Source organism: Ruegeria sp. CH5 (assembly GCF_056537025.1).
The window spans coordinates 278,092-299,222 of the sequence record NZ_JBQFQT010000001.1 but is presented as its reverse complement, the minus strand read 5'-3'; the positions used below and the strand labels follow the sequence as shown (position 1 = coordinate 299,222).

The 21,131-nt window shown below is 60.5% G+C and carries 17 protein-coding genes; 12 read left to right on the top strand and 5 right to left on the bottom strand.

The features are described from left to right. Positions 1-23: 23 nt before the first annotated feature. Positions 24-1,610 (bottom strand): BCCT family transporter, encoded by a 1,587-nt coding sequence (locus ACR0JC_RS01400; RefSeq protein WP_170339510.1) that lies wholly within the window; start codon positions 1,608-1,610, stop codon positions 24-26. Between the two features lie 206 nt (positions 1,611-1,816). Continuing rightward, positions 1,817-2,569 (bottom strand): UMP kinase, encoded by a 753-nt coding sequence (pyrH, locus tag ACR0JC_RS01395; protein WP_170339512.1) that lies wholly within the window; start codon positions 2,567-2,569, stop codon positions 1,817-1,819. A 98-nt stretch (positions 2,570-2,667) separates the two neighbouring features. On the opposite strand from pyrH, the gene miaA reads away from it, so the two are divergent. The 5 genes from miaA (at position 2,668) to ACR0JC_RS01370 (ending at position 10,418) form a co-directional block, all read left to right on the top strand. Further along, the gene (gene miaA / locus ACR0JC_RS01390) at positions 2,668-3,564 is read left to right on the top strand and encodes a tRNA (adenosine(37)-N6)-dimethylallyltransferase MiaA (protein WP_254430711.1); all 897 of its coding nucleotides are present in this window, start codon (positions 2,668-2,670) and stop codon (positions 3,562-3,564) included. Between the two features lie 340 nt (positions 3,565-3,904). Further along, positions 3,905-5,575, top strand: a complete 1,671-nt coding sequence (locus tag ACR0JC_RS01385) for an ABC transporter substrate-binding protein (RefSeq protein WP_170339516.1) — start codon at positions 3,905-3,907, stop codon at positions 5,573-5,575. A 137-nt stretch (positions 5,576-5,712) separates the two neighbouring features. Next, a complete protein-coding gene (locus ACR0JC_RS01380; protein ID WP_170339518.1) occupies positions 5,713-6,759 on the top strand; it encodes an ABC transporter permease in 1,047 nt (348 codons plus the stop codon). Positions 6,760-6,772: 13 nt separating this feature from the next. Beyond that, positions 6,773-8,236 (top strand): ABC transporter permease, encoded by a 1,464-nt coding sequence (locus ACR0JC_RS01375; RefSeq protein WP_170339519.1) that lies wholly within the window; start codon positions 6,773-6,775, stop codon positions 8,234-8,236. Positions 8,237-8,330: 94 nt separating this feature from the next. Beyond that, positions 8,331-10,418 carry a dipeptide ABC transporter ATP-binding protein gene (locus ACR0JC_RS01370; protein ID WP_170339521.1) on the top strand — a complete coding sequence of 696 codons (2,088 nt, stop codon included), beginning with the start codon at positions 8,331-8,333 and terminating at the stop codon, positions 10,416-10,418. Positions 10,419-10,470: 52 nt separating this feature from the next. Here ACR0JC_RS01370 and ACR0JC_RS01365 read toward each other — a convergent pair whose 3' ends face one another. After that, a complete protein-coding gene (locus ACR0JC_RS01365; protein WP_170339523.1) occupies positions 10,471-11,049 on the bottom strand; it encodes a lytic transglycosylase domain-containing protein in 579 nt (192 codons plus the stop codon). 204 nt (positions 11,050-11,253) lie between these two features. On the opposite strand from ACR0JC_RS01365, the gene ssb reads away from it, so the two are divergent. Together ssb and ACR0JC_RS01355 are read left to right on the top strand one after the other, a co-directional pair. Further along, complete coding sequence (gene ssb, locus ACR0JC_RS01360; protein WP_170339526.1) at positions 11,254-11,727, top strand: single-stranded DNA-binding protein; 474 nt, start codon at positions 11,254-11,256, stop codon at positions 11,725-11,727. Between the two features lie 18 nt (positions 11,728-11,745). Further along, complete coding sequence (locus tag ACR0JC_RS01355) at positions 11,746-12,816, top strand: site-2 protease family protein (RefSeq protein WP_170339527.1); 1,071 nt, start codon at positions 11,746-11,748, stop codon at positions 12,814-12,816. 9 nt (positions 12,817-12,825) lie between these two features. Here ACR0JC_RS01355 and aroB read toward each other — a convergent pair whose 3' ends face one another. Beyond that, on the bottom strand, positions 12,826-13,938 hold the full coding sequence (aroB, locus tag ACR0JC_RS01350; RefSeq protein ID WP_170339528.1) for a 3-dehydroquinate synthase: 1,113 nt from the start codon (positions 13,936-13,938) through the stop codon (positions 12,826-12,828). Continuing rightward, on the bottom strand, positions 13,939-14,526 hold the full coding sequence (locus ACR0JC_RS01345; protein WP_170338960.1) for a shikimate kinase: 588 nt from the start codon (positions 14,524-14,526) through the stop codon (positions 13,939-13,941). 79 nt (positions 14,527-14,605) lie between these two features. Here ACR0JC_RS01345 and ACR0JC_RS01340 point away from each other — a divergent pair, with 79 nt between their 5' ends. The 5 genes from ACR0JC_RS01340 to ACR0JC_RS01320 all read left to right on the top strand — a co-directional run bounded on the left by ACR0JC_RS01340 (position 14,606) and on the right by ACR0JC_RS01320 (position 21,113). Next, positions 14,606-14,755 carry a hypothetical protein gene (locus ACR0JC_RS01340; RefSeq protein ID WP_170338962.1) on the top strand — a complete coding sequence of 50 codons (150 nt, stop codon included), beginning with the start codon at positions 14,606-14,608 and terminating at the stop codon, positions 14,753-14,755. Further along, positions 14,745-16,271 (top strand): hypothetical protein, encoded by a 1,527-nt coding sequence (locus ACR0JC_RS01335; protein WP_170339529.1) that lies wholly within the window; start codon positions 14,745-14,747, stop codon positions 16,269-16,271. The genes ACR0JC_RS01340 and ACR0JC_RS01335 overlap by 11 nt, the downstream gene beginning before the upstream one ends. Positions 16,272-16,273: 2 nt before the next feature. Beyond that, positions 16,274-17,224: a tyrosine recombinase gene (locus ACR0JC_RS01330; RefSeq protein ID WP_480763036.1), complete on the top strand. Its 951-nt coding sequence runs from the start codon at positions 16,274-16,276 to the stop codon at positions 17,222-17,224. 69 nt (positions 17,225-17,293) lie between these two features. Further along, a complete protein-coding gene (locus ACR0JC_RS01325) occupies positions 17,294-18,601 on the top strand; it encodes an HlyC/CorC family transporter (RefSeq protein WP_170339536.1) in 1,308 nt (435 codons plus the stop codon). 94 nt (positions 18,602-18,695) lie between these two features. Continuing rightward, a complete protein-coding gene (locus tag ACR0JC_RS01320; protein ID WP_170339537.1) occupies positions 18,696-21,113 on the top strand; it encodes a GcvT family protein in 2,418 nt (805 codons plus the stop codon). Positions 21,114-21,131: the final 18 nt, after the last annotated feature.

The following is a 21,131-nucleotide window of genomic DNA, read 5'->3' as shown; positions in this document are numbered from 1 at the left end:
GCCCTCTGTCAGTGGCGTTACGTTCAGTTGCGTCGGCGTTCGTTCACCAGACCGATGAAGATGGACACGCACATCAAAACCAACACGATCGCAAAAGGAAAGCCGGTGGCAATGGCCGCGGCCTGCAATGCGCCGAGCCCACCGCCCAGCAGCAGTACGACCGCGATGGCCCCTTCCAGCACGCACCAAAATACGCGCTGAGCCGTCGGAGCGTTGGTCTTGCCGCCAGCCGTGATGGTGTCGATCACCAGCGAACCCGAATCCGAGCTTGTGACGAAGAACACAACCACCAGAACGATACCGACGAACGACAGCAGTCCAGCCATCGGGAAGGCCTCGAACATCTTGAACATCTTCAGCTCCAGCGCCGCATCGGTCAGAGCCTGTCCATTGCCGGACATGACCTGATCCAGAGCAGCTCCGCCGAAAACGCTCATCCAAAGGGCGCCGACAAGCGTCGGGATCAGGATGACACAGGTCACGAACTCGCGGATCGTGCGCCCGCGCGAGATACGTGCGATGAACATGCCGACGAACGGCGACCAGGAGATCCACCAAGCCCAGTAGAAGGTGGTCCAGCCCTGCATGAAGTTCGTGTCTTCGCGCCCGACCCAATTGGACAGGCCCGGCAGCGCGACGACGTATTCGATCATGCTGTCGAAGAACCCGGTCAGGATCGCCATAGTCGGCCCCACGATCAGGACCAGCAACAAAAGCAGCGCCGCCAGCACCATGTTGGCCTCGGACAGGCGTTTGACCCCCTTGTCCAGTCCGGCGATCACCGAAATCAGCGCGAAGACCGTGATCAAGCCGATCAGCAGCACTTTCATCCCGTCCGTCACCGGAACATCAAACAGATAATTCAAACCGGCCAGCGCCTGTGTCGCCCCCAGGCCGAGCGAGGTCGCCAGACCGAAGATGGTCGCAAAGACCGCAAGTACATCGATGACATGCCCCAGCGGACCCCAAGTGGCCTCGCCGAACAGCGGATAAAAGACCGAACGCATCGTCAGGGGCAGCCCGCGATTGAAGCTGAAGAATGCCAAGGCCAGCGCAACGACCGCATAGATCGCCCAGGGGTGCATGCCCCAATGAAAGATCGTGGCTGCCATCGCCAGCTTCCGCGATGCGTCGGGATCCTCCAGCCCGGCGCCCAACGGAGCCCAGTCGGTGCGCAGGCCGTCCTCTCCCACGGCGACACCACCAAGTGATGCGCCATAGTGCGAGATCGGCTCAGCCACGCCCCAGAAAACAAGCCCGATCCCCATGCCAGCGGCGAACAGCATCGAGAACCAGCCCGCATAGCTGTAGTCCGGTTTCGCATCGTCGCCGCCCAACCTGATCTTGCCCAGCGGCGTCACGATCAGCAGCAACGAAAACACAACGAAGATGTTGGCCGAAAGCATGAATACCCAGTCGAACTGGTTGGTCAGCGCGGGGCGCAACCAGCCGAAGAAATCGGCAGCCTGCTCGCGGAAAACCAACGAAAAGAAGACGAAGGCGATGATGGTCAGGCCAGACACGGCAAAAACCGGATTATGAATATCCAGCCCCATGATCTGGATATTGTCCTGGCCGACCTCGTAGTCGGCATCTGAATTGTCGGACATTCTCTCTCCTCTCATTTTAATGCGCTTTTGATCGGGGAAAGATCGCTTTTTCGGTCTGCCGCCAGAGACTTTCCGGCGGGCAAAAGCGACACGCAAACCGGTCACACCGAGCATTTTCAGCAGACCGGAAGGCGTTGGGTTACCTAACGTCCGAACCGAGTCGGGCGTCAGGCAAACTGATGTGGTCTGTTGGGTCGGGTCTTTGGCTAGCCTTGAACCTTGGTATAGGTCCCCTCGCCTGCCAGGATTCCGCGGAACCCGCCAGGCTCGTCCAGTCCGAATACGATCAGCGGCAGATTGTTGTCGCGCGCCAGAGCGATGGCCGAAGCATCCATGACCTTCAAACGCTTGGCGAGAACGTCGTCATAGGTCACCGAGTCATAGCGGACAGCGTCCGAATGTACCTTGGGGTCCTTGTCGTAGACGCCATCGACCCCGTTCTTGCCCATGAAGATGGCCTCGCAGGTCATTTCGTTGGCACGCAACGTCGCTGCGGTATCTGTGGTGAAGTACGGGTTGCCGGTTCCAGCCGCAAAGATGCAAACCCGTTTCTTTTCCAAGTGGCGCACAGCGCGGCGGCGAATATAGGGCTCGCACACCTCGTCCATGCGGATGGCCGAGATCACCCGGGTGAAGACACCCAGGCCCTCAAGCGCGGATTGCATGGCCAGCGCGTTCATCACGGTCGCCAACATGCCCATGTAGTCGGCCGTGGTCCGTTCCATCCCTTGGGCCGAACCGGACAGGCCGCGAAAGATATTCCCTCCGCCGATGACCATGCAGATCTCGACCCCGAGATCATGCACCGACTTCACCTCCTGCGCGATGCGCTGGACAGTCGGCGGATGCAGCCCGAATCCCTGATCCCCCATCAGCGCCTCGCCCGAGATTTTCAACATGACGCGTTTGTATGTCGTCTTTGGGGTTTCGGCGGTTGTGTTGGTGGAAGAAAGGCTCATCTTGCGCTCCGGGCTGGCACGGGTTTGTTTTCCGGCGCAAAATGAAGCAAAACCACCGCGGGTTCAATGCGGATGGTCAAGGAACAGGGCAAACACTCATGGCTGAAAACACAGCGCGCAATTTGCTGAACAGTCTGCCGCCCATTCCCGACGATCTGCCGGTCCTCATCATGGGGCCGACCGCATCGGGCAAATCAGCCCTTGCGCTGGAGATTGCCGAACACGCGGGCGGGATCATCGTCAATGCGGATGCCAGCCAGGTTTATGACTGCTGGCGCATCATTTCCGCCCGACCCTCGATCGACGAAGAAGCTCGGGCTCTACACGCTCTCTATGGCCATGTCGCTTTTGATCAAGACTATTCGGCCGGCCACTGGCTGCGCGAGGTGCGGACTTATTTGTCAGGGCCGCAGCGTCCGATCATCGTGGGCGGAACAGGTCTCTACTTTTCGACGCTGACGGAAGGTATGGCAAACATCCCGGCAACGCCGCCCGAGTTGCGCAAGACTGCGGACGCGATCCCCCTGCCCGAGCTTCTGGTCGGGATTGATCTAAGGACACGGGACCGGATCGACACGCGCAACCGCGCCCGTGTGCAACGGGCCTGGGAGGTCGAGCAAGCCACGGGCCGGACTCTGGCGGATTGGCAGGACGACACGCCGCCACCGCTGCTGCCCCTGAATCAAGCGTTTCCGATCGTCGTGACGCCCGAGCGAGACTGGCTGATCACGCGCATCAATTCGCGCTTTGACCAGATGTTGCAGGCAGGTGCCCTGGACGAAGTTGCGGCGATGCGCAACAGGTACGACCCGAACCTGCCCTCGTGCAAGGCCATCGGAGTACCTGAGTTGATGGCCCATATCGAGGGGCGAATGACCTTGGCGGAGGCCCGCGAAAGAGCAACGATTGCGACACGCCAGTACGCCAAACGCCAGCGCACGTGGTGCCGTGCCCGGATGAAGCAATGGCATAACGTCGATCCGAGCCAAGGCTGAGTGGATCACTGACATCGCACCAAAACCTCGTCCGAAATCTTTTATTTTCAGCCACATAAGGGGTTTTCGACCGAAACCCGCCGGAAAAGGGAATCACAAGTTCCAGAATCAGACTTGCCGATACCAGCTCCGGCGACCACGGCTAAGGTTTCTCTGCAAATGTCGTTTTTGTGCACTTGATGACGATTTCGAACATTGACCTAAATTGGAATCTGGTGCCGAATGAACCCATGGGGATGCACAGAATTCGAAAAACCACATCCAAAATGACCTTGCTCGGCGCTGTCTGGCTTCGACGGGGACCAACAAATACCCATAATAATCTCACAGGGAGACATCCATGAAAACCAAGACATTGACCGGAGCACCGATGCACTGGGCTGCCGAAATGCACGCCCAGGAATATCGGGACGGCAAGCTGAGCCGCCGCGAGTTTCTGACGCGCACGACCAGCCTTGGTGTCACTGCCGCGGCCGCATACGGCATGGTCGGCCTGACCGCACCCGCCAAGGCCGCGGGCGAAGACGCCAAGAAAGAAGGTGGCACCCTGCGCGTTCAGCAGGAAGTTCGCGCGCTGAAGGATCCGCGCACCTATGACTGGTCGCAGATCGCCAACGTCACCCGTGGCACGCTGGAATACCTGGTCGAGTACAACTCGGACGGCACATTCCGCGGCATGCTGCTGGAGGGCTGGGAAGTCAACGACGATGCGACCGTCTACACGCTGAAGGTGCGTCAGGGCGTCAAGTGGAACAACGGTGACGATTTCACCGCCGAAGACGTGGCACGCAACATCGCGCGCTGGTGCGACAAGAGCTCGGAAACGAACTCGATGGCAGGCCGTTTTGCCACGCTGGTCGACGCAGATACCGGCCAGGCAATCGAAGGCGCGATCGAGGTTGTGGACTCGCACACCGTCAAGCTGAACCTGCCGAACTCGGACATCTCGTTGATCCCGGGCATGGCAGACTATCCGGCCGCGATCATCCACAGCTCGTTCAGCGAAACGGACCTGACAAACAACGTGGGCACCGGCCCCTACCTGATCGAAGAGCTGGAAGTGGGTGTGAAAGCCGCGCTTGTGCGCAACGAGAACCACACCTGGTGGGGCGAAGCCGTATTCGGTCGTCCGGCGCTGGATCGCATTGAGTACATCGACTACGGCACCGATCCGTCGGCATGGCTGGCAGCTTTGGAATCGGACGAAGTCGACATGCTGTATGAATCGGTTGGTGAATTCATCGACGTGATGGACAGCCTGGGCTACGTCAAGTCCGAGGTTGTCACGATGAACACTATCGTGATCCGCCCGAACCAGCTTGCGGAAGTGGACGGCAAGAAGGTCTATGCCGACAAACGTGTGCGTCAGGCGCTGCAGATGGCCGTGGACAACTCGGTCTGCCTCGAGCTCGGCTACGGTGGTCGCGGCTCGCCTGCGGAAAACCACCACGTCGGTCCGATCCACCCGGATTACTACGAACTGCCGCCGCAGAAAGTTGACCCGGAAGGCGCGCGCAAGCTGATGGAAGAGGCCGGTATGGCCGATTTCGAGCACGAGCTGATCTCGATCGACGATGACTGGCGCCGCAACACCACCGATGCCGTGGCAGCCCAGCTGCGCGACGCGGGCATCAAGGTCAAGCGGACGGTTCTGCCGGGCAACACGTTCTGGAACGACTGGGCGAAATACCCCTACAGCTCGACCAACTGGAACCACCGTCCGCTGGGCGTTCAGATCTGGGCACTGGCATACCGCACTGGCGAGGCATGGAACGAGTTCGGCTGGTCCAATGCCGAGTTTGACGCCCTGCTGACCGAAGCTCTGGCCATTGCCGATGCCGACAAGCGCCGCGAAATCGTGGCCAAGGGCGAAGCAATGATCCAGGAAGAAGGTGTCACCATCCAGCCCTATTGGCGGTCGCTGTACCGTCACATGAAGGACGGTCTGGTCGGAACCGACATGCACGTGTCGTTCGAACACCATCACTATAAATGGGGTTGGGCGGCCTGATCCCGACCTGAACCTTTCAAGGGGCGCCCGAATGCGGGCGCCCCTTTCCAGCCGCAGACACACCGACGCGGGGTCGGACGTCCGAGGCCAGAAAATGGTCCACTGATCTGCGGAGAACCCGAACAACAGGGGCCAACATGGGACTCTTCATCCTTCGACGATTGGGCGTGATGCTGCTGACGGCGCTGTGCCTGACCTTCGTGGTCTTCTTCCTGACCAACCTCTATCCAAACCTGGAAAAGCTGGCCAAGACGCAGGGCAACCAGCGTATGTCCGATGAGCAGGTCGTCACTTGGCTTGAGAACCGCGGATACATGCAGCCCACGCTGGTCAAATACGGTCAATGGCTGGGGGTGGTGCCCGGTTTCACCAACACGCTACCGGATGGTCAGTTCGTGGGAAGTTGCACTCGTCCCGGCTCTACTCCGGAAACGACACCGCGCTATTGCGGCATTCTTCAGGGCGACTGGGGCTATTCCACCGTCTTCAAGGACGAGGTCGGAACGATCGTCAGCAAGCGGCTGGGCAACACCGGCTACCTGATGTTCTGGGTGCTGGTGCTGATGATCCCGACCGCCCTATTGGTTGGCGTGCTGGCCGGCATGCGCGAGGGGTCTGCGTTGGACCGGTCCCTGTCCACGTTTTCGATCATCACGACGGCCACGCCGGAATACGTGTCGGGCGTGATCTTCATCGCTATCTTCACCTCGTCAACCGTGGGTCTGAAATGGTTCAAGGGCACGGCCACACAGGCCATGGAAAACCCGACTTTCGAGAATTTCTTCCTGCCGGTCCTGACAATTGCCCTTTACGGCATGGGCTACATTGCGCGGATGACCCGAGCCTCGATGACCGAGGTGATGACCGCGCAATACATTCGGACCGCGCGCCTGAAAGGTGTGTCCTTCGGGAATATCGTTCTGAAGCACGCCCTGCGCAACGCGCTGATCGCGCCCTTCACGGTCATCATGCTGCAGTTCCCTTGGTTGCTGAACGGCGTCGTGATCGTCGAGACCCTGTTCAACTACAAAGGTTTTGGCTGGGCGCTGGTGCAGGCCGCGGGGAACAACGACATCCAGCTTCTGCTGGCGATCTCGGTCGTGTCGGTCTTCGTGGTGCTCGTGACGCAGCTGATCTCGGATATCGGCTATGTCTACCTCAACCCGCGCATCCGCATTTCATAAGGGAGGATAGACCATGGAACCTCTGAGCTGGACTGGCTCTATCGCCTTTCTGAACCCGATCATGATGATCGCCCTGGCTGCGCTGGTCGTATCCGTCGTTGTCTGGATCCTGGCAAGCATTCTGCTGCCCGAGACGCAAGTCAGCGTGAACGCGGATGGCACCGTCAGTTCGGGCGGCGGCCTCAGGAACCTGACGCAATCCGCGCTGTGGTATTCTTTCCTGGCCAGCATCGCGACGATGGTCGCCTACCTGCTGCTGGGAATATTCCTGGGCACTGGGGCCGGGATTATCGGCGCGATCTCACAGCAATTTCTGCCGGTCTGGCTGTCGCTGATCATTCTGTTCGCAATGTCGGTTGCCTTCAAACGGCGCCTTGGCCTGTACGGCAAGCTGTTCGACAGCCCGATCGGCATGATCGGTTTTGGACTGGTCATGTTCTGGGTTTTCACCGGCATCTTCGGGGCTTTGGACCTGATCGTGACACATGATCCGTTGGTCCAGGTTTCCGGCATGAAGAACAAGGTGCCCGGCACCCCCCTGCCCAATGCCGAGGACGGTGAGTTCGCCTGGTACCTGCTGGGCGGCGACAACCTTGCCCGCGACGTATTCAGCCGCATGGTCAAGGGGGCGTGGATCGTCGTACAGATTGCTCCGCTGGCCACGATGTTTGCCTTCATGGTCGGGATCACGCTGGGCTTGCCCGCCGGGTATTATGGCGGGCGGCTGGACACGTTTCTGTCGTTCCTCGCCAATCTGATCCTGGCGTTCCCGGTCATCCTGCTGTTCTACCTGCTGGTCACACCGGAAATCGTCGCGACCGGCGTGCCGAACTATATGGCCGCAGTCCTGTTCGTGTTCCCGATCCTCTTCATCGGTGTCCTTCTGAATTCGCGCTACTACACCCGGCCGAAATTCCGTACGCCGCTGCTGATCGGCGTCTTGGGTATCGCGATCTGGCTGTACCTGTCGCTGATCTCGACCGGGGGATACGTCATCCGCACGGACGACTACAGCATCTGGGGTCTGCCGACCTATCTGGATCTGTTCGACATTCCGGGCGGCATCCTGGTCGTGTTCGTTTCGGTTGTCTTCGTCAACTCGCCCACGGTGTTCCGCATCGTGCGCGGCTTGGCCATGGACATCAAGACACGCGATTACGTGGCCGCGGCGCAGACGCGCGGCGAAGGCCCCTGGTACATCATGCTTTGGGAAATCCTGCCCAACGCCCGCGGGCCGCTGATCGTCGATTTCTGCCTGCGCATCGGCTACACGACCATCCTCTTGGGGACCTTGGGGTTCTTTGGACTGGGCCTGCCGCCGGAAAGCCCGGATTGGGGGTCCACGATCAACGAAGGACGCAAGCTGCTGTCGATCTACCTGCACCCTGCACTGCCGCCGGCACTGGCGCTGTTGTCACTGGTTCTGGGATTGAACCTGCTGGCGGATGGCCTGCGAGAAGAAAGTCTGAAGGACTGATGTGAAAGCGGCCGGGGGACTGCCCCCGGCCCCCACCAGGATATTTTTAGCCAGATGAAGGGGATCCCCTGAATGCTGGCGAGGAGCAAGCAAGATGAACAAACTGGCGGATTATGACGGGCCGATCCTCGAAATCGACAAGCTCTCGATTTCGTTCTTTACCCGCTTGCGGGAAATACCAGCCGTAATGGATTTTTCGGTCAGTGTGCAGCCCGGCGAAGCTGTCGGCCTGGTCGGTGAATCCGGCTGCGGCAAGTCGACGGTCGCCCTGGGTGTCATGCAGGACCTTGGCAAGAATGGTCGGATTGTCGGCGGTTCGATCAAATTCAAGGGCCGCGACCTTAGCGAGATGAGCAAGGAAGAACTTCGGGACATTCGCGGCAATGAGATCGCGATGATCTATCAAGAGCCGATGGCTTCGTTGAACCCGGCGATGAAGATCGGCAAACAGCTGATGGAAGTGCCGATGATCCACGAAGGGGTCGGCAAAGAAGAGGCCTATGCCCGCGCCCTGGAAGTGGTGACCGATGTGCGCCTGCCGGACCCCGAACGGATGCTGAACAGTTTCCCGCATCAGCTGTCCGGTGGCCAGCAGCAGCGCATCGTGATCGCGATGGCGCTGATGTCCAAGCCGTCGCTTCTGATCCTGGACGAACCGACAACCGCGCTGGACGTGACCGTCGAGGCCGCCGTGGTGGAACTGGTCAAGGATCTGGGCAAGAAATACGGCACATCAATGCTGTTCATTTCGCACAACCTCGGCCTGGTTCTAGAGACATGTGACCGTTTGTGCGTGATGTATTCCGGCGAGGCGGTCGAACGTGGCTCGATCCACGATGTCTTTGACGAGATGCAGCACCCCTACACTCAGGCGCTGTTCCGCTCGATCCCCCTGCCCGGCGCGGACAAGAATTCGCGCCCGCTGGTTGCTATCCCCGGCAACTTCCCGTTGCCGCACGAACGCCCACCGGGCTGCAATTTCGGCCCGCGATGTGACTATTTCGAAGAGGGGCGCTGTGACGCGCAGGACATTCAGATGTTCCCGGTCCCCGGCAATGACCGCCACCATACGCGTTGCTTGAAGTTCCAGGAAATCGACTGGAATGCGCCCATCTCGGTTGCCGAGCAAAAAGAAAAAGCACCGATCGGCAAGACCGTTCTGAAGATGGACAACCTCAAGAAATATTACGAGGTGGCCGCAAACGCTCTGTTCGGTGGGGGCGAAAAGAAAGTGGTCAAGGCCAACGAAACCCTCAGCTTCGACGCACATGAATCGGAAACATTGGCAATCGTTGGCGAGTCCGGCTGCGGCAAATCCACGTTTGCCAAGGTCCTAATGGGATTGGAGACGGCCACCGACGGGCAGATCCTGCTGGACAACCGCAATATCGAGCATTTGCCGATAGAAGAACGGGATGCCAAGACCGTCGGCGAAGTTCAGATGGTCTTTCAAAATCCGTTCGATACGCTGAACCCGTCGATGACGGTCGGACGTCAGATCATCCGCGCGCTGGAAATCTTCGGCGTCGGAAACTCGGAAGCCGAACGCAAGCAACGGATGCTCGAGTTGCTGGACTTGGTGAAGCTTCCGCGCGCGTTTGCCGACCGTATGCCGCGCCAACTGTCAGGCGGCCAGAAACAGCGCGTCGGGATAGCCCGTGCCTTTGCCGGGGACGCCCGGATCGTCGTCGCGGACGAGCCGGTCTCGGCATTGGATGTGTCGGTGCAGGCAGCTGTGACCGATCTGTTGATGGAGATCCAGCGCGAACACAAGACGACACTGCTGTTCATCAGCCACGACCTGTCGATCGTGCGCTACCTCAGCGACCGCGTCATGGTGATGTATCTGGGCCACGTGGTCGAACTGGGCACGACCGATCAAGTCTTCTCGCCGCCCTATCACCCCTATACCGAGGCGCTGCTGAGCGCGGTTCCCATCGCCGATACCTCGGTCGAAAAGAAACACATCGTCCTTGAGGGCGACATTCCTTCGGCGATGAACCCGCCGCCCGGATGTCCGTTCCAAACCCGGTGCCGGTGGAAGTCCGAGGTTGCGGGCGGATTGTGCGAAAAAGAGGTTCCGCCGGTCCAGACGCTGGCTGACGGACACCAGGTCAAGTGTCATCTGTCCACCGAAACACTGGCGAAGATGGAGCCGGTTATCAAAATAGCGGCTGAGTGATCGCCCAAAGAAAAACCGGCCTTGGGCCGGTTTTTTTTGAGCAGCTATTGTATCAGCCGCCCCAGATGACTTTGACGTAATTCTGCGTCTCGGCATAGGGCGGCACGCCCCCATGCTTTTCCACCGCTTGCGGACCCGCGTTGTAAGCTGCCAGCGCGAGGCGCCAGGACTTGAATTTGCGGTATTGCCACGAAAGATACCGCGCACCGCCTTCAAGGTTTTGCTTCGGGTCATGCGGGTTCACGTTCAGCAGCCTGGCGGTTTGGGGCATCAGCTGCGCGAGGCCCAAAGCGCCCTTGTGCGACTTGGCGTGAGGGTTCCAACCGCTTTCCTGTTGAACCAGACGCAGGAACAGTTCTTCCGGGACGTTGTGCTTGCGCGCTGCCTGGCGCGCCATGGCAAGGTATTCACCACGGTACTTGCCGGAATAGCGCTTTTTGAAACTGGCGTCCGGCGTTTTCGGTTTCAGCCGTTCAGAGTCGCGATACTGGCTAGCGGCCCGCGTGTCCAGAATCTTGGCCTGCTTCAAAAAGATATCTTTGCGATTCTTGGTCGACAGCACATCTGCGCTCAGCGGCGTCGACGCCAGAACGAGGCATGCAATTGAAAAACCACTTAACAGACAACGCATTCAAGCAATCCCGCTCGTTCAGCAATCAATCGGATTATAGGTAATTCAGGCAGAAATGAAAGCTTGGTTAAGGAAACACTGATTTTCCGGGTGGCTTTCCGGGCATCAACCGTGTTCCAACCCGGGCGCAGGACGTATAGGGTTTCAGGTGAACTCAGCGTCAGATTCGGGCGCCATCAAGCTAGTCAAAAAACGGGGAAATCCATGGCAGGTTCAGTCAACAAAGTCATTCTGGTCGGCAATCTCGGGCGCGATCCCGAAGTGCGGTCGTTTCAGAACGGTGGCAAGGTCTGCAACCTACGGATCGCCACCTCAGAGAACTGGAAAGACCGCAATACCGGTGAACGCCGCGAACGGACCGAGTGGCACACAGTCGCTATTTTTTCCGAACCGCTCGTCCGCATCGCCGAGCAGTATTTGCGCAAAGGGTCAAAGGTCTACATCGAAGGCCAACTGGAAACGCGCAAGTGGCAGGATCAGTCCGGTCAGGATCGCTATTCCACTGAAGTCGTTCTGCGCCCTTACCGCGGTGAACTGACCCTATTGGACAGTCGCAATGAGGGCGGCGGATACGGTGGCGGCCAGGACAGCGGCGGATACTCCGAGCCCTACGCCGCACAATCCAGCGCGCCGGCACCGGCATCAGGCGGCATCGACGACGACGAAATCCCGTTCTAAGCTTTAGCGAGGCACGTCATGACATGGTCCTTCGCCGTCGGCCGGTTGCTCGGATCGGAACTGAGGGTCCATGTCACCTTCTTCCTGCTGCTGGCTTGGGTCGGCTTTGCCGCCTACTCTGACGGAGGGTGGCCGGCAGCCATCGACAACATCATTTTTGTTCTGGCGTTGTTTGCCTGCGTTGTTGCCCATGAATTCGGTCATGCGCTGATGGCCCGCAGGTATGGCATTCGCACTCCTGACATCACTCTGCTGCCCATCGGCGGCTTGGCCCGCTTGGAGAGGATGCCGGAAAAGCCGATGCAAGAAGTTGCCGTTGCATTGGCTGGTCCAGCGGTCAACGTCGTCATTTGGGGCATCCTTGTGCTTCTGGGCGCGGGAATGCAGGTAGAAACGCTGGCGCAAATCGACTCGACCCGCATCGACCTGCTAAGCCGGCTGGCCTACGTCAATCTGTTCCTCTCGGTGTTCAACCTGATCCCAGCGTTTCCGATGGACGGCGGCCGCGTGTTCCGCGCCCTGCTCTGCCTGAAGATGGACAGGGTCAAGGCCACACGGGCCGCAGCCTTTGCGGGCCAGGCCGTGGCCGTCGGTTTCGGTTTTCTGGGGCTCAGCACCGGTAACCCGATCCTGGTTCTGATCGCAGTTTTCGTCTTCATCGCGGCCAATGCAGAAAGCCAGGATGTGGCAATGCGCTCGGTGGCGCGCCGCGTGCTGGCCCGGGACGCGATGATCACCGAATTCCACGCACTGACCCCCCAAGACACGTTGGCAACGGCGGCTCAGGCCGTGATCCAGACAACGCAGCACGAGTTCCCGGTTTTGGGCGAAGACGGGCAGCTGTTGGGCTTCGTGACTCGCAATCGGCTGTTTGCCGCGCTAGCTGGCGATCACCCCCGGTCGGAACCCGCGACCTCGGTCATGGAAGAGCAAATCCCCCGGGTGGCCTTGACCAGTGGGCTCGAGGCCGTTCTGGATGGTCTTCATGGTGGCGCACCGGCCGTGGCGGTCTGCACCAAGACCGGTCAGATGGTCGGATACATCACCCGCGAAAACATTGGCGAATTGATGGTGATACGGGGCCGCTGACTCCGCTTATCAGCACGTTGCCAATGCATCCTGCAGCACGGACAGAACGGCATCGCGTGGCACGTCCGACGTGACGAAGGCCTGCCCGATCCCACGCGCCAGGATAAAGCGCAGTTGGCCGTCAACGACCTTCTTGTCCTGAGCCATAAGGTCGACCAGATCTTCCGCGCCCGGCAGATCTCCGGGAATGTCAGACAGATCGGTCTTCATGCCCATTGCCTTCAAGTGCGCGCGGACGCGGCTCGGGTCTTCCTGGGAACACAGACCCATGCGGGCCGACAACTCGAACGCCAGGGCGCAGCCGATGGCAACACCCTCGCCATGCAGCAGCCGGTCGGAATAGCCCGTCGCCGCCTCAAGCGCGTGGCAGAACGTATGCCCGAGGTTCAACAGCGCCCGGTCGCCTTGTTCAGTCTCATCACGGGCCACGATATCGGCCTTCATCTGAACCGAACGGGTGACCGCCCGAACCCGGGTCGCCATGTCCCCGGCCGACAGCGGGGGGCCGTTGCGCTCCAACCATTCGAAGAAATCGGCATCCCCCAAAAGGCCATATTTTACGACTTCACCATATCCCGCCAGAAAATCACGCGCCGTCAGCGTGCCAAGCACTGAGGTATCAGCCAGAACCAACGAAGGTTGATGAAACGCACCGATCAGGTTTTTGCCTTGCGGAGCATTGATACCGGTTTTGCCCCCCACGGAACTGTCGACCTGCGCCAAAAGCGAGGTTGGGATCTGCACAAAGCGCACACCGCGACGCAGCACCGCCGCAGCAAAGCCGCCCAGATCGCCGATCACTCCACCGCCGAAGGCTACGACGACATCGCGCCGTTCGATCTTTTCGGCCAGCAGCCATTCGACGGCGCGCTCGAAATGCGGCCAGCTTTTGGTCGCCTCACCTGCGGGCAGAGCCAATGCGGTCATTTCCACCCCGGCGGACGCCAGGCCGCTGCGCAAAGCATCCAGATGCAAACCGGCCACGGTTTCATCGGTCAGAACCGCGACACGCGGACGGTGCAGCATAGGTCTGATCCGCGCACCGGCCTGAGCCAACAGGTCCGGCCCGATTTCCACGTCATAGGACCGCTCGGCCAGATCAACGTTAACTGTCTGATGCATCTATTTGACTTCCAAAACATCCGGGCGCGTCATCAGCTTTTCCAGAACCCGGTCAACCATATCTTCGATGGCGGTGTCGCCGTCCGAATTCACCACCAGATCAGCCTGTGCGTACAACGGCACGCGGGCCTCGTACAGGTCACGCAGCGTTGCATACGGATCCGGCGTGCGCAGCAAGGGTCGCGTGTCTTTGTGGCGCACCCGGTTCCACAATACTTCCAGGTCGGCGCACAGCCATACGGAAACCCCACGGTCCGAAATCATCGTCCGGTTTTCTTCGCTCAGAAAAGCGCCGCCACCGGTCGACAAGATACCCTTTTTCTCGTCCAGCAGACGGCCGATGACCTGGCTTTCTTTGGCGCGAAAGAACGGCTCGCCGTCCCGTTCAAAGATCTCGGGGATGGTCATGTTGGCAGCCGATTCGATCTCGCTGTCACTGTCGAGGAAAGGAACACCAAGGCGCGCGGCCAGAGCGCGCCCCACGGCCGTCTTGCCAGCGCCCATCATGCCGACCAAAACCACCGTTTTGTGCAGGTCATAGACCTGCCGTTGTCCGGTCGGCGCCACGTTATGCTTAATTTCGCTCATTTCCCAGTGAATGACGTGATCTTGGGAAAAATGCCAGTTATAACTTGGCCAAAATCGAAAATTGAGGCAGCGTTGAGCCATGGGCCGTCTGATCAAATTCCTGTTGTACCTAATTTGCCTGCTTTTCATAGGCTTGGTGGCCTATGCGTATCTTGGTCCGTTCTTCGGCGCCGACTTCTCGGCCCCGCAAAGCGAAATCAGCGAACCGGTAATTCTGGATGTCAACTAGGGCCGTCGTGCTGGCGCTTGCACTGACCGGCCAAGCCGCCGCACAAACCGAACAGCCGCTATCCGCGATCGACTGGCTGGAGACAGCCCCTGACCTGTTGCCGGGGACCGTATTGCTTGAGCCGCCGGTTACCGATACGGGCCTGCAACCCGACATTCAGGTTTCTCCTCTCGAGGCGCTGTCGCCGCCGTTGGGATTGGTGGATGGGTCCGCGACCGGGCTGCCGGTTGATCTGTGGTTGCCCAGCGATCCGGCCCGGCTGGCCGAACTTATCGCGCGCGTGCCGGTCAAATCGAACCCTGCCATGCAGCGGCTGTTGTTCACACTTTTGCTGACCGAGGCCCGCGCACCGGCGAATTCCAATGAGCCAGACCAACTTCTGCTGGCGCGGCTGGATCGTCTGATGCAGCTGGGTGCCGCCGATCCGACGCAATCCTTGGTGCAACTTGCCGGCCCCACCGATACGCCTGAGCGGTTCAAACGATGGTTTGACGCAACTCTATTGACTGGCGACGAAGACCGCAGCTGCACTGCGCTGATCGCGCAACCGCATTTGTCGAGGGATTATTCCGCGCAGGTCTTCTGCAAGGCCCGCAGAGGTGACTGGGCTTCGGCCGCGCTGACACTCGAAGCGGCGCATGCGCTCGAATTACTGCCGCCCGCGCAACTCGATCTGCTGGATCGCTTCCTAAGCCCAGAGATGTTCGAAGGTGCCGCCTATCTGCCGCAGCCCGAAGACCCTGACCCGCTGACGTTTCGCCTGTTCGAAGCGATCGGCGAGCGACTTCCGACCGCCTCGTTGCCGCGGGCCTTTGCCAATGCCGACCTGCGCGATGTTGCCGGTTGGAAGGCCCAGATCGAAGCGGCCGAGCGCCTGACCCGCATCGGCGCGCTTACGCCGAACCATCTGCTGGGCCTCTATACCGAGCGCGCGCCTGCGGCTTCGGGCGCGGTCTGGGATCGCGTCTCGGCAGTTCAGCGTTTCGAAACGGCGCTGGAGACCGAAAGCCCCGAGGCAATATCCAAGACCCTGCCGAAAGTCTGGGCAGAAATGGGTTCGGTCGGGCTTGAAGTGCCCTTTGCCGAACTGTTCGCCGAGCGCTTGATGCCGATCAAGCTGCCCGACCCGACCACCGAGAATCTGCGCTGGCGCATCCTGCTGTTGTCCGAGTTGTACGAGGATGCCGCACGATCTGTCCCCGACGGACCCGAGGCCAATGCCTTTCTGGCGGCTTTGGCCTCGGGCCAACCCGAGCGTTCGAACTCGCCCTCACCGATGGCTGACGCCATTGCCGAAGGGTTTGCATGGTCGGCCCCGATCCCGTCCGATATCCGCGCGATGTTGGAAGCAAACCGTCTGGGTGAGGCAATTCTTGAGGCCATGCAGATGTTCGCGCATGGCGCGCGCGGCAATCTGGTTGACTTGACTGCGGCCATCGCGGTGTTCCGACATGTCGGCCTGGAAGACACGGCGCGCCGCGCGGCCTTGCAGTTGCTTGTTCTGAAGGGGGCCTGACAGTGTCCGCTCCGGCGACACAAGACTTGTGGATTTCCGCGTTTCTTGAGGCGCAGGCCGCAGAACTTGGGGCGGCAACCAACACTTTGCTGGCCTATGGGCGGGACCTAAAGGACTTTGGCGCGTGGCTCGACCGGCGACATGCCGGGTTCGAAGCCGCCGACCAAGGTATGATCGAGGCCTATCTGATTGACTGTGACGCACAAGGCCTTTCGCGCGCAACCCGCGCCCGCCGCCTCTCTGCCATCAAGCAATTGTACCGTTTCGCGTTTGAGGAGGGCTGGCGCTCGACCAATCCGGCCATCCAGATCAAGGGTCCGGGACGCCAGAAAAGGTTACCCAAGACGCTGGACGTAGCAGAAGTCGACCGCCTGCTTGAGGCGGCCAGGCAAACAGGGCGCAGTACGGCAGACAAGCTGCGCAACACCTGCCTGATGGAAATTCTGTATGCGACCGGGATGCGTGTGACCGAGCTTGTTTCCCTGCCGGTATCATCCGCCCGGGGCGACCCACGTATGCTGCTGGTTCTCGGCAAAGGTGGAAAGGAGCGCATGGTGCCCTTGTCACCGCCTGCGCGCGATGCTTTGGCGGCATGGCTGACCATCCGGGACGAAGCCGAAGATGCAGCCGTTGCCAACGGAGGCCAGCGGTCCCGGTTCCTGTTTCCTTCGCGCGGAAAATCAGGGCACCTGACCCGTCACCGGTTCTTTGCACTGATAAAGGAACTGGCCGTGCAAGGTGGTGTTTCTCCCGACAAAGTCACGCCACACACGCTGCGCCATGCCTTTGCGACGCATCTTTTGGCCAATGGTGCCGACTTGCGTTCGATCCAGACCCTGCTTGGGCACGCCGACGTCGCGACGACCGAAATCTATACTCATGTCCTGGACGAGCGCCTTTCGGAACTGGTGTTGCAGCATCACCCGCTTGCCAAGGATGAACGTCGAGACTAGGGCCAAACCCTTGATCGCGCGCATCTGCGCCCCCATAACCATTGCATCAACAATACCTGAAACGGACCGATGGACTCTGACCCTTCTCTTCTCGATGGCGCCTTCTGGCTGACTACGGCCTCAATTCTGCTTCTGCTGGTACTCTCCGGCTTCTTCTCGGGGTCTGAAACAGCGCTGACGGCGTCTTCGCGGGGCAAACTGCGGGCGCAAGCCGACAAAGGTTCGCGCGGCGCGCAAAAGGCGCTGGAGATCACTGATGACAACGAACGTCTGATCGGCTCGGTTCTGCTGGGCAACAACCTGGTCAACATCCTCGCAGCCTCGCTGGCCACGGCGTTGTTCACCCGACTTTTCGGAGAAAGCGGCGTGGCACTGGCCACCTTGGTCATGACCCTGCTTGTTCTGGTCTTTGCTGAAGTCTTGCCTAAGACCTACGCGATTACCAATGCCGAAAAGGCCGCCGCGGCGGTCGCCCCGGTGATCGGTGTTGTCGTTACTGTGTTTTCGCCGGTGGTGGCTGCCGTACGCCTGCTGGTGCGCGGGGTCCTCCGCCTGTTCGGGGTTCAGATCGACCCCGACAGCAACATCCTTGCCGTACGCGAAGAGATCGCCGGCGCCCTGCAACTGGGCCATTCCGAAGGCGTCGTGGAAAAAGAGGATCGCGACCGTATTCTGGGTGCGCTTGATCTCGGCGACCGCACGGTCGAGGAGATCATGCTGCACCGCTCGAATATCGAGATGATCGACGCGGACGCAGACCCTGAATCAATCCTCAAACAATGCCTCGAAAGCCGTCACACGCGCCTGCCAGTGTTCCGTGGCCAGCCCGAAAACATCGTGGGCGTCGTGCACGCCAAGGATCTGTTCCGCGCCATGTACGCAAAGGCAGGTGGTAGCGATGGTGGGGCGGAAAGACTGAAGTCATTTGACATCCTCAAGGTAGCAAATGACCCCTATTTCGTACCGGAGACCACCACGCTGGACGACCAAATGCGGGAATTCCTGCGCATGCACAGCCATTTTGCGCTGGTGGTAGATGAATACGGCTCGCTGCGCGGTTTGATCACGCTCGAGGACATTCTCGAAGAAATCGTAGGCGAGATTGCCGACGAATTCGACGTGGACGAAGATGTGACGGTAACGCGAACCGAAGATGGTCAGTATCTGGTCGAAGGCTCGATGACGATCCGCGACCTGAACCGTGCGATGGACTGGTCGCTGCCCGATGACGAGGCCAACACCATTGCCGGGCTGGTCATCCACGAAGCGCAGATGATCCCGACCGTCGGTCAGGTGTTCTCGTTCCACGGCTTCCGGTTCGAGGTCGTCGAGCGCGAGGGCAACCGGATCACATGGTTGAAGGTGCGGCCGCTCTGACGGACGGCGGGTGGAAACGACAAACTCGGTCGTTTTCGTGACAGATACCGGCGCGGCGCCCCTGCACCTTCAGGCCAGACGCAAGGAGGTGCGGATGAAATCGACGTGTCAGGTTGCCGTAATCGGCGGTGGAGTTGTCGGGTGTTCGGTGCTGTATCACCTGACTAAGCTGGGCTGGTCGGATGTGATGCTGCTGGAACGGTCGGAACTGACCAGCGGATCGACGTGGCACGCGGCGGGCGGGTTTCATACGCTGAACGGCGACACCAACATGGCGGCGCTGCAGGGCTATACCATCCGGCTGTACAAAGAGCTGGAAGAGATCACCGGCATGTCCTGCGGGCTGCACCATGTGGGCGGCATCACGCTGGCCGACAACCAGGACCGGTTCGACATGCTGCTGGCCGAACGCGCCAAGCATCGCTTCATGGGGCTGGAGACCGAAATCGTCGGCCCCGACGAGATCAAGCAGATCGCCCCCATCACCAACACCGACGGGATCATCGGCGCGCTCTATGATCCGCTGGACGGGCACCTCGACCCTTCGAGCACGACCCACGCCTATGCCAAGGCCGCGCGGATGGGCGGCGCCACGATCGAGACCCACTGCATGGTGCGTGAAACCAACCAGCGCCCCGACGGCACGTGGGACGTTGTGACGGACAAGGGCACCATCCACGCCGAGCATATCGTCAACGCTGGCGGCCTCTGGGCACGCGAAGTTGGCGCGATGGCGGGCATCTACTTCCCGCTGCACCCGATGGAGCACCAATACCTCGTCACCGACACCATCCCCGAAATCGAGGCGATCATCGACGCGGGCAGCGAGCATCCGCACGTCATGGACCCGGCCGGCGAAAGTTATCTGAGGCAGGAAGGCCGCGGTCTCTGCATCGGCTTCTACGAACAACCCTGCAAACCCTGGGCCGTGGACGGCACGCCGTGGGAGTTCGGGCACGAGCTGCTGCCCGACGATTTCGACAAGATCACCGACTCGATCGAATTCGCCTATCGCCGCTTCCCGGTTCTGGCCGAGGCCGGGGTGAAATCGGTGATCCACGGCCCCTTCACCTTTGCCCCCGACGGCAACCCGCTGGTCGGGCCTGTGCCCGGCGTGCGCAACTACTGGTCGGCCTGCGGCGTGATGGCCGGGTTCAGCCAGGGCGGCGGCGTCGGCCTGACGCTGGCGCAATGGATGATCGAGGGCGAACCCGAGCGCGACGTCTTTGCCATGGACGTGGCCCGCTTCGGCGACTGGATCACCCCCGGCTACACCCGCCCCAAGGTGATCGAGAACTATCAGAAGCGTTTCTCCGTCGCCTACCCCAACGAGGAACTGCCGGCCGCGCGGCCCAACCGCACCACGCCGATGTATGACATCTTCAGCGATCTGGGTGCGGTCTGGGGCCAGCAATACGGGCTGGAAGTGCCGAACTATTTCGCGCAAGAGGGCGAGCCGGGTTATGAAACCCCGTCCTTCCGCCGCTCGGACGCCTTCGAGGCAACGGGCCGCGAGGTTCGCGCTGTGCGCGAAGGCGCCGGCATCAACGAGGTGCACAATTTCGGCAAATACCTCGTGAAAGGCCCCCGCGCCCGCGACTGGCTGGATCGGATCATGGCCGGGCGCATCCCCAAGCCAGGCCGCCTGTCGCTGACCCCGATGCTGTCGCCCAAGGGCAAGCTGATTGGTGATTTCACCGTTTCCTGCCTGGGCGAGGAGGAATTCCAACTCACCGCCTCCTACGGCGCGCAGAACTTCCACATGCGCTGGTTCCACCAACATCAGCAAGACGGCGTAACCGTCGAGAATATCAGCGACAAACGCAACGGCTTCCAGATCGCAGGCCCCAAGGCGCGCGAGGTTCTGGCCGCCTGCACGCGCGAGGATATCGGCAACATGCGCTTCATGGACGTGCGCCGGATGGTCGTCGGCATGACCGACTGCATCGTGCAGCGGGTCAGCTATACCGGCGACCTGGGGTTCGAGATCTACTGCGATCCGATGGCGCAACGGCAACTGTGGTGGACGCTGTGGCAGGCCGGCCAGCCGCACGACATGACCCCCTTCGGGATGCGCGCGATGATGAGCCTGCGGCTCGACAAGTTCTTCGGCTCGTGGATGCGCGAGTTCTCACCCGACTACACAGCCGCTGAAACCGGGCTGGACCGCTTCATCTCGTTCTCCAAGAACGTCGATTTCATCGGGCGCGCTGTCGCCGAGGCCGAGCGGGCTGAAGGAACAGCCCGCAAGCTTGTGGCTTTTGAGGTCGAAGCCGAGGACGCAGATGTGAACGCCTACGAACCCATCTGGCATGACGGCGCAGTGGTTGGGTTTTGTACATCCGGCGGGTACTCGCATTTCGCGCAGAAATCAGTTGCCATGGGCTTCCTCCCAACGGGACTGGCGGCCGACAGTTTGGCGGTCGAAATTGAAATCCTGGGCCAGATGCGCAAAGCCCGTGTGCTGACCAGTCCACTATTTGACCCCGACGGTGCGCGTATGCGGGGGTGACAGCCGTTCCGGTTGGCG

Coding starts and splice junctions, on each gene's coding strand:
- ACR0JC_RS01400 (WP_170339510.1), bottom strand. CDS start 1,610: ATGTCCGACAATTCAGATGCCGACTACGAGGTCGGCCAGGACAATATC.
- pyrH (WP_170339512.1), bottom strand. CDS start 2,569: ATGAGCCTTTCTTCCACCAACACAACCGCCGAAACCCCAAAGACGACA.
- miaA (WP_254430711.1), top strand. CDS start 2,668: ATGGCTGAAAACACAGCGCGCAATTTGCTGAACAGTCTGCCGCCCATT.
- ACR0JC_RS01385 (WP_170339516.1), top strand. CDS start 3,905: ATGAAAACCAAGACATTGACCGGAGCACCGATGCACTGGGCTGCCGAA.
- ACR0JC_RS01380 (WP_170339518.1), top strand. CDS start 5,713: ATGGGACTCTTCATCCTTCGACGATTGGGCGTGATGCTGCTGACGGCG.
- ACR0JC_RS01375 (WP_170339519.1), top strand. CDS start 6,773: ATGGAACCTCTGAGCTGGACTGGCTCTATCGCCTTTCTGAACCCGATC.
- ACR0JC_RS01370 (WP_170339521.1), top strand. CDS start 8,331: ATGAACAAACTGGCGGATTATGACGGGCCGATCCTCGAAATCGACAAG.
- ACR0JC_RS01365 (WP_170339523.1), bottom strand. CDS start 11,049: ATGCGTTGTCTGTTAAGTGGTTTTTCAATTGCATGCCTCGTTCTGGCG.
- ssb (WP_170339526.1), top strand. CDS start 11,254: ATGGCAGGTTCAGTCAACAAAGTCATTCTGGTCGGCAATCTCGGGCGC.
- ACR0JC_RS01355 (WP_170339527.1), top strand. CDS start 11,746: ATGACATGGTCCTTCGCCGTCGGCCGGTTGCTCGGATCGGAACTGAGG.
- aroB (WP_170339528.1), bottom strand. CDS start 13,938: ATGCATCAGACAGTTAACGTTGATCTGGCCGAGCGGTCCTATGACGTG.
- ACR0JC_RS01345 (WP_170338960.1), bottom strand. CDS start 14,526: ATGAGCGAAATTAAGCATAACGTGGCGCCGACCGGACAACGGCAGGTC.
- ACR0JC_RS01340 (WP_170338962.1), top strand. CDS start 14,606: ATGGGCCGTCTGATCAAATTCCTGTTGTACCTAATTTGCCTGCTTTTC.
- ACR0JC_RS01335 (WP_170339529.1), top strand. CDS start 14,745: ATGTCAACTAGGGCCGTCGTGCTGGCGCTTGCACTGACCGGCCAAGCC.
- ACR0JC_RS01325 (WP_170339536.1), top strand. CDS start 17,294: ATGGACTCTGACCCTTCTCTTCTCGATGGCGCCTTCTGGCTGACTACG.
- ACR0JC_RS01320 (WP_170339537.1), top strand. CDS start 18,696: ATGAAATCGACGTGTCAGGTTGCCGTAATCGGCGGTGGAGTTGTCGGG.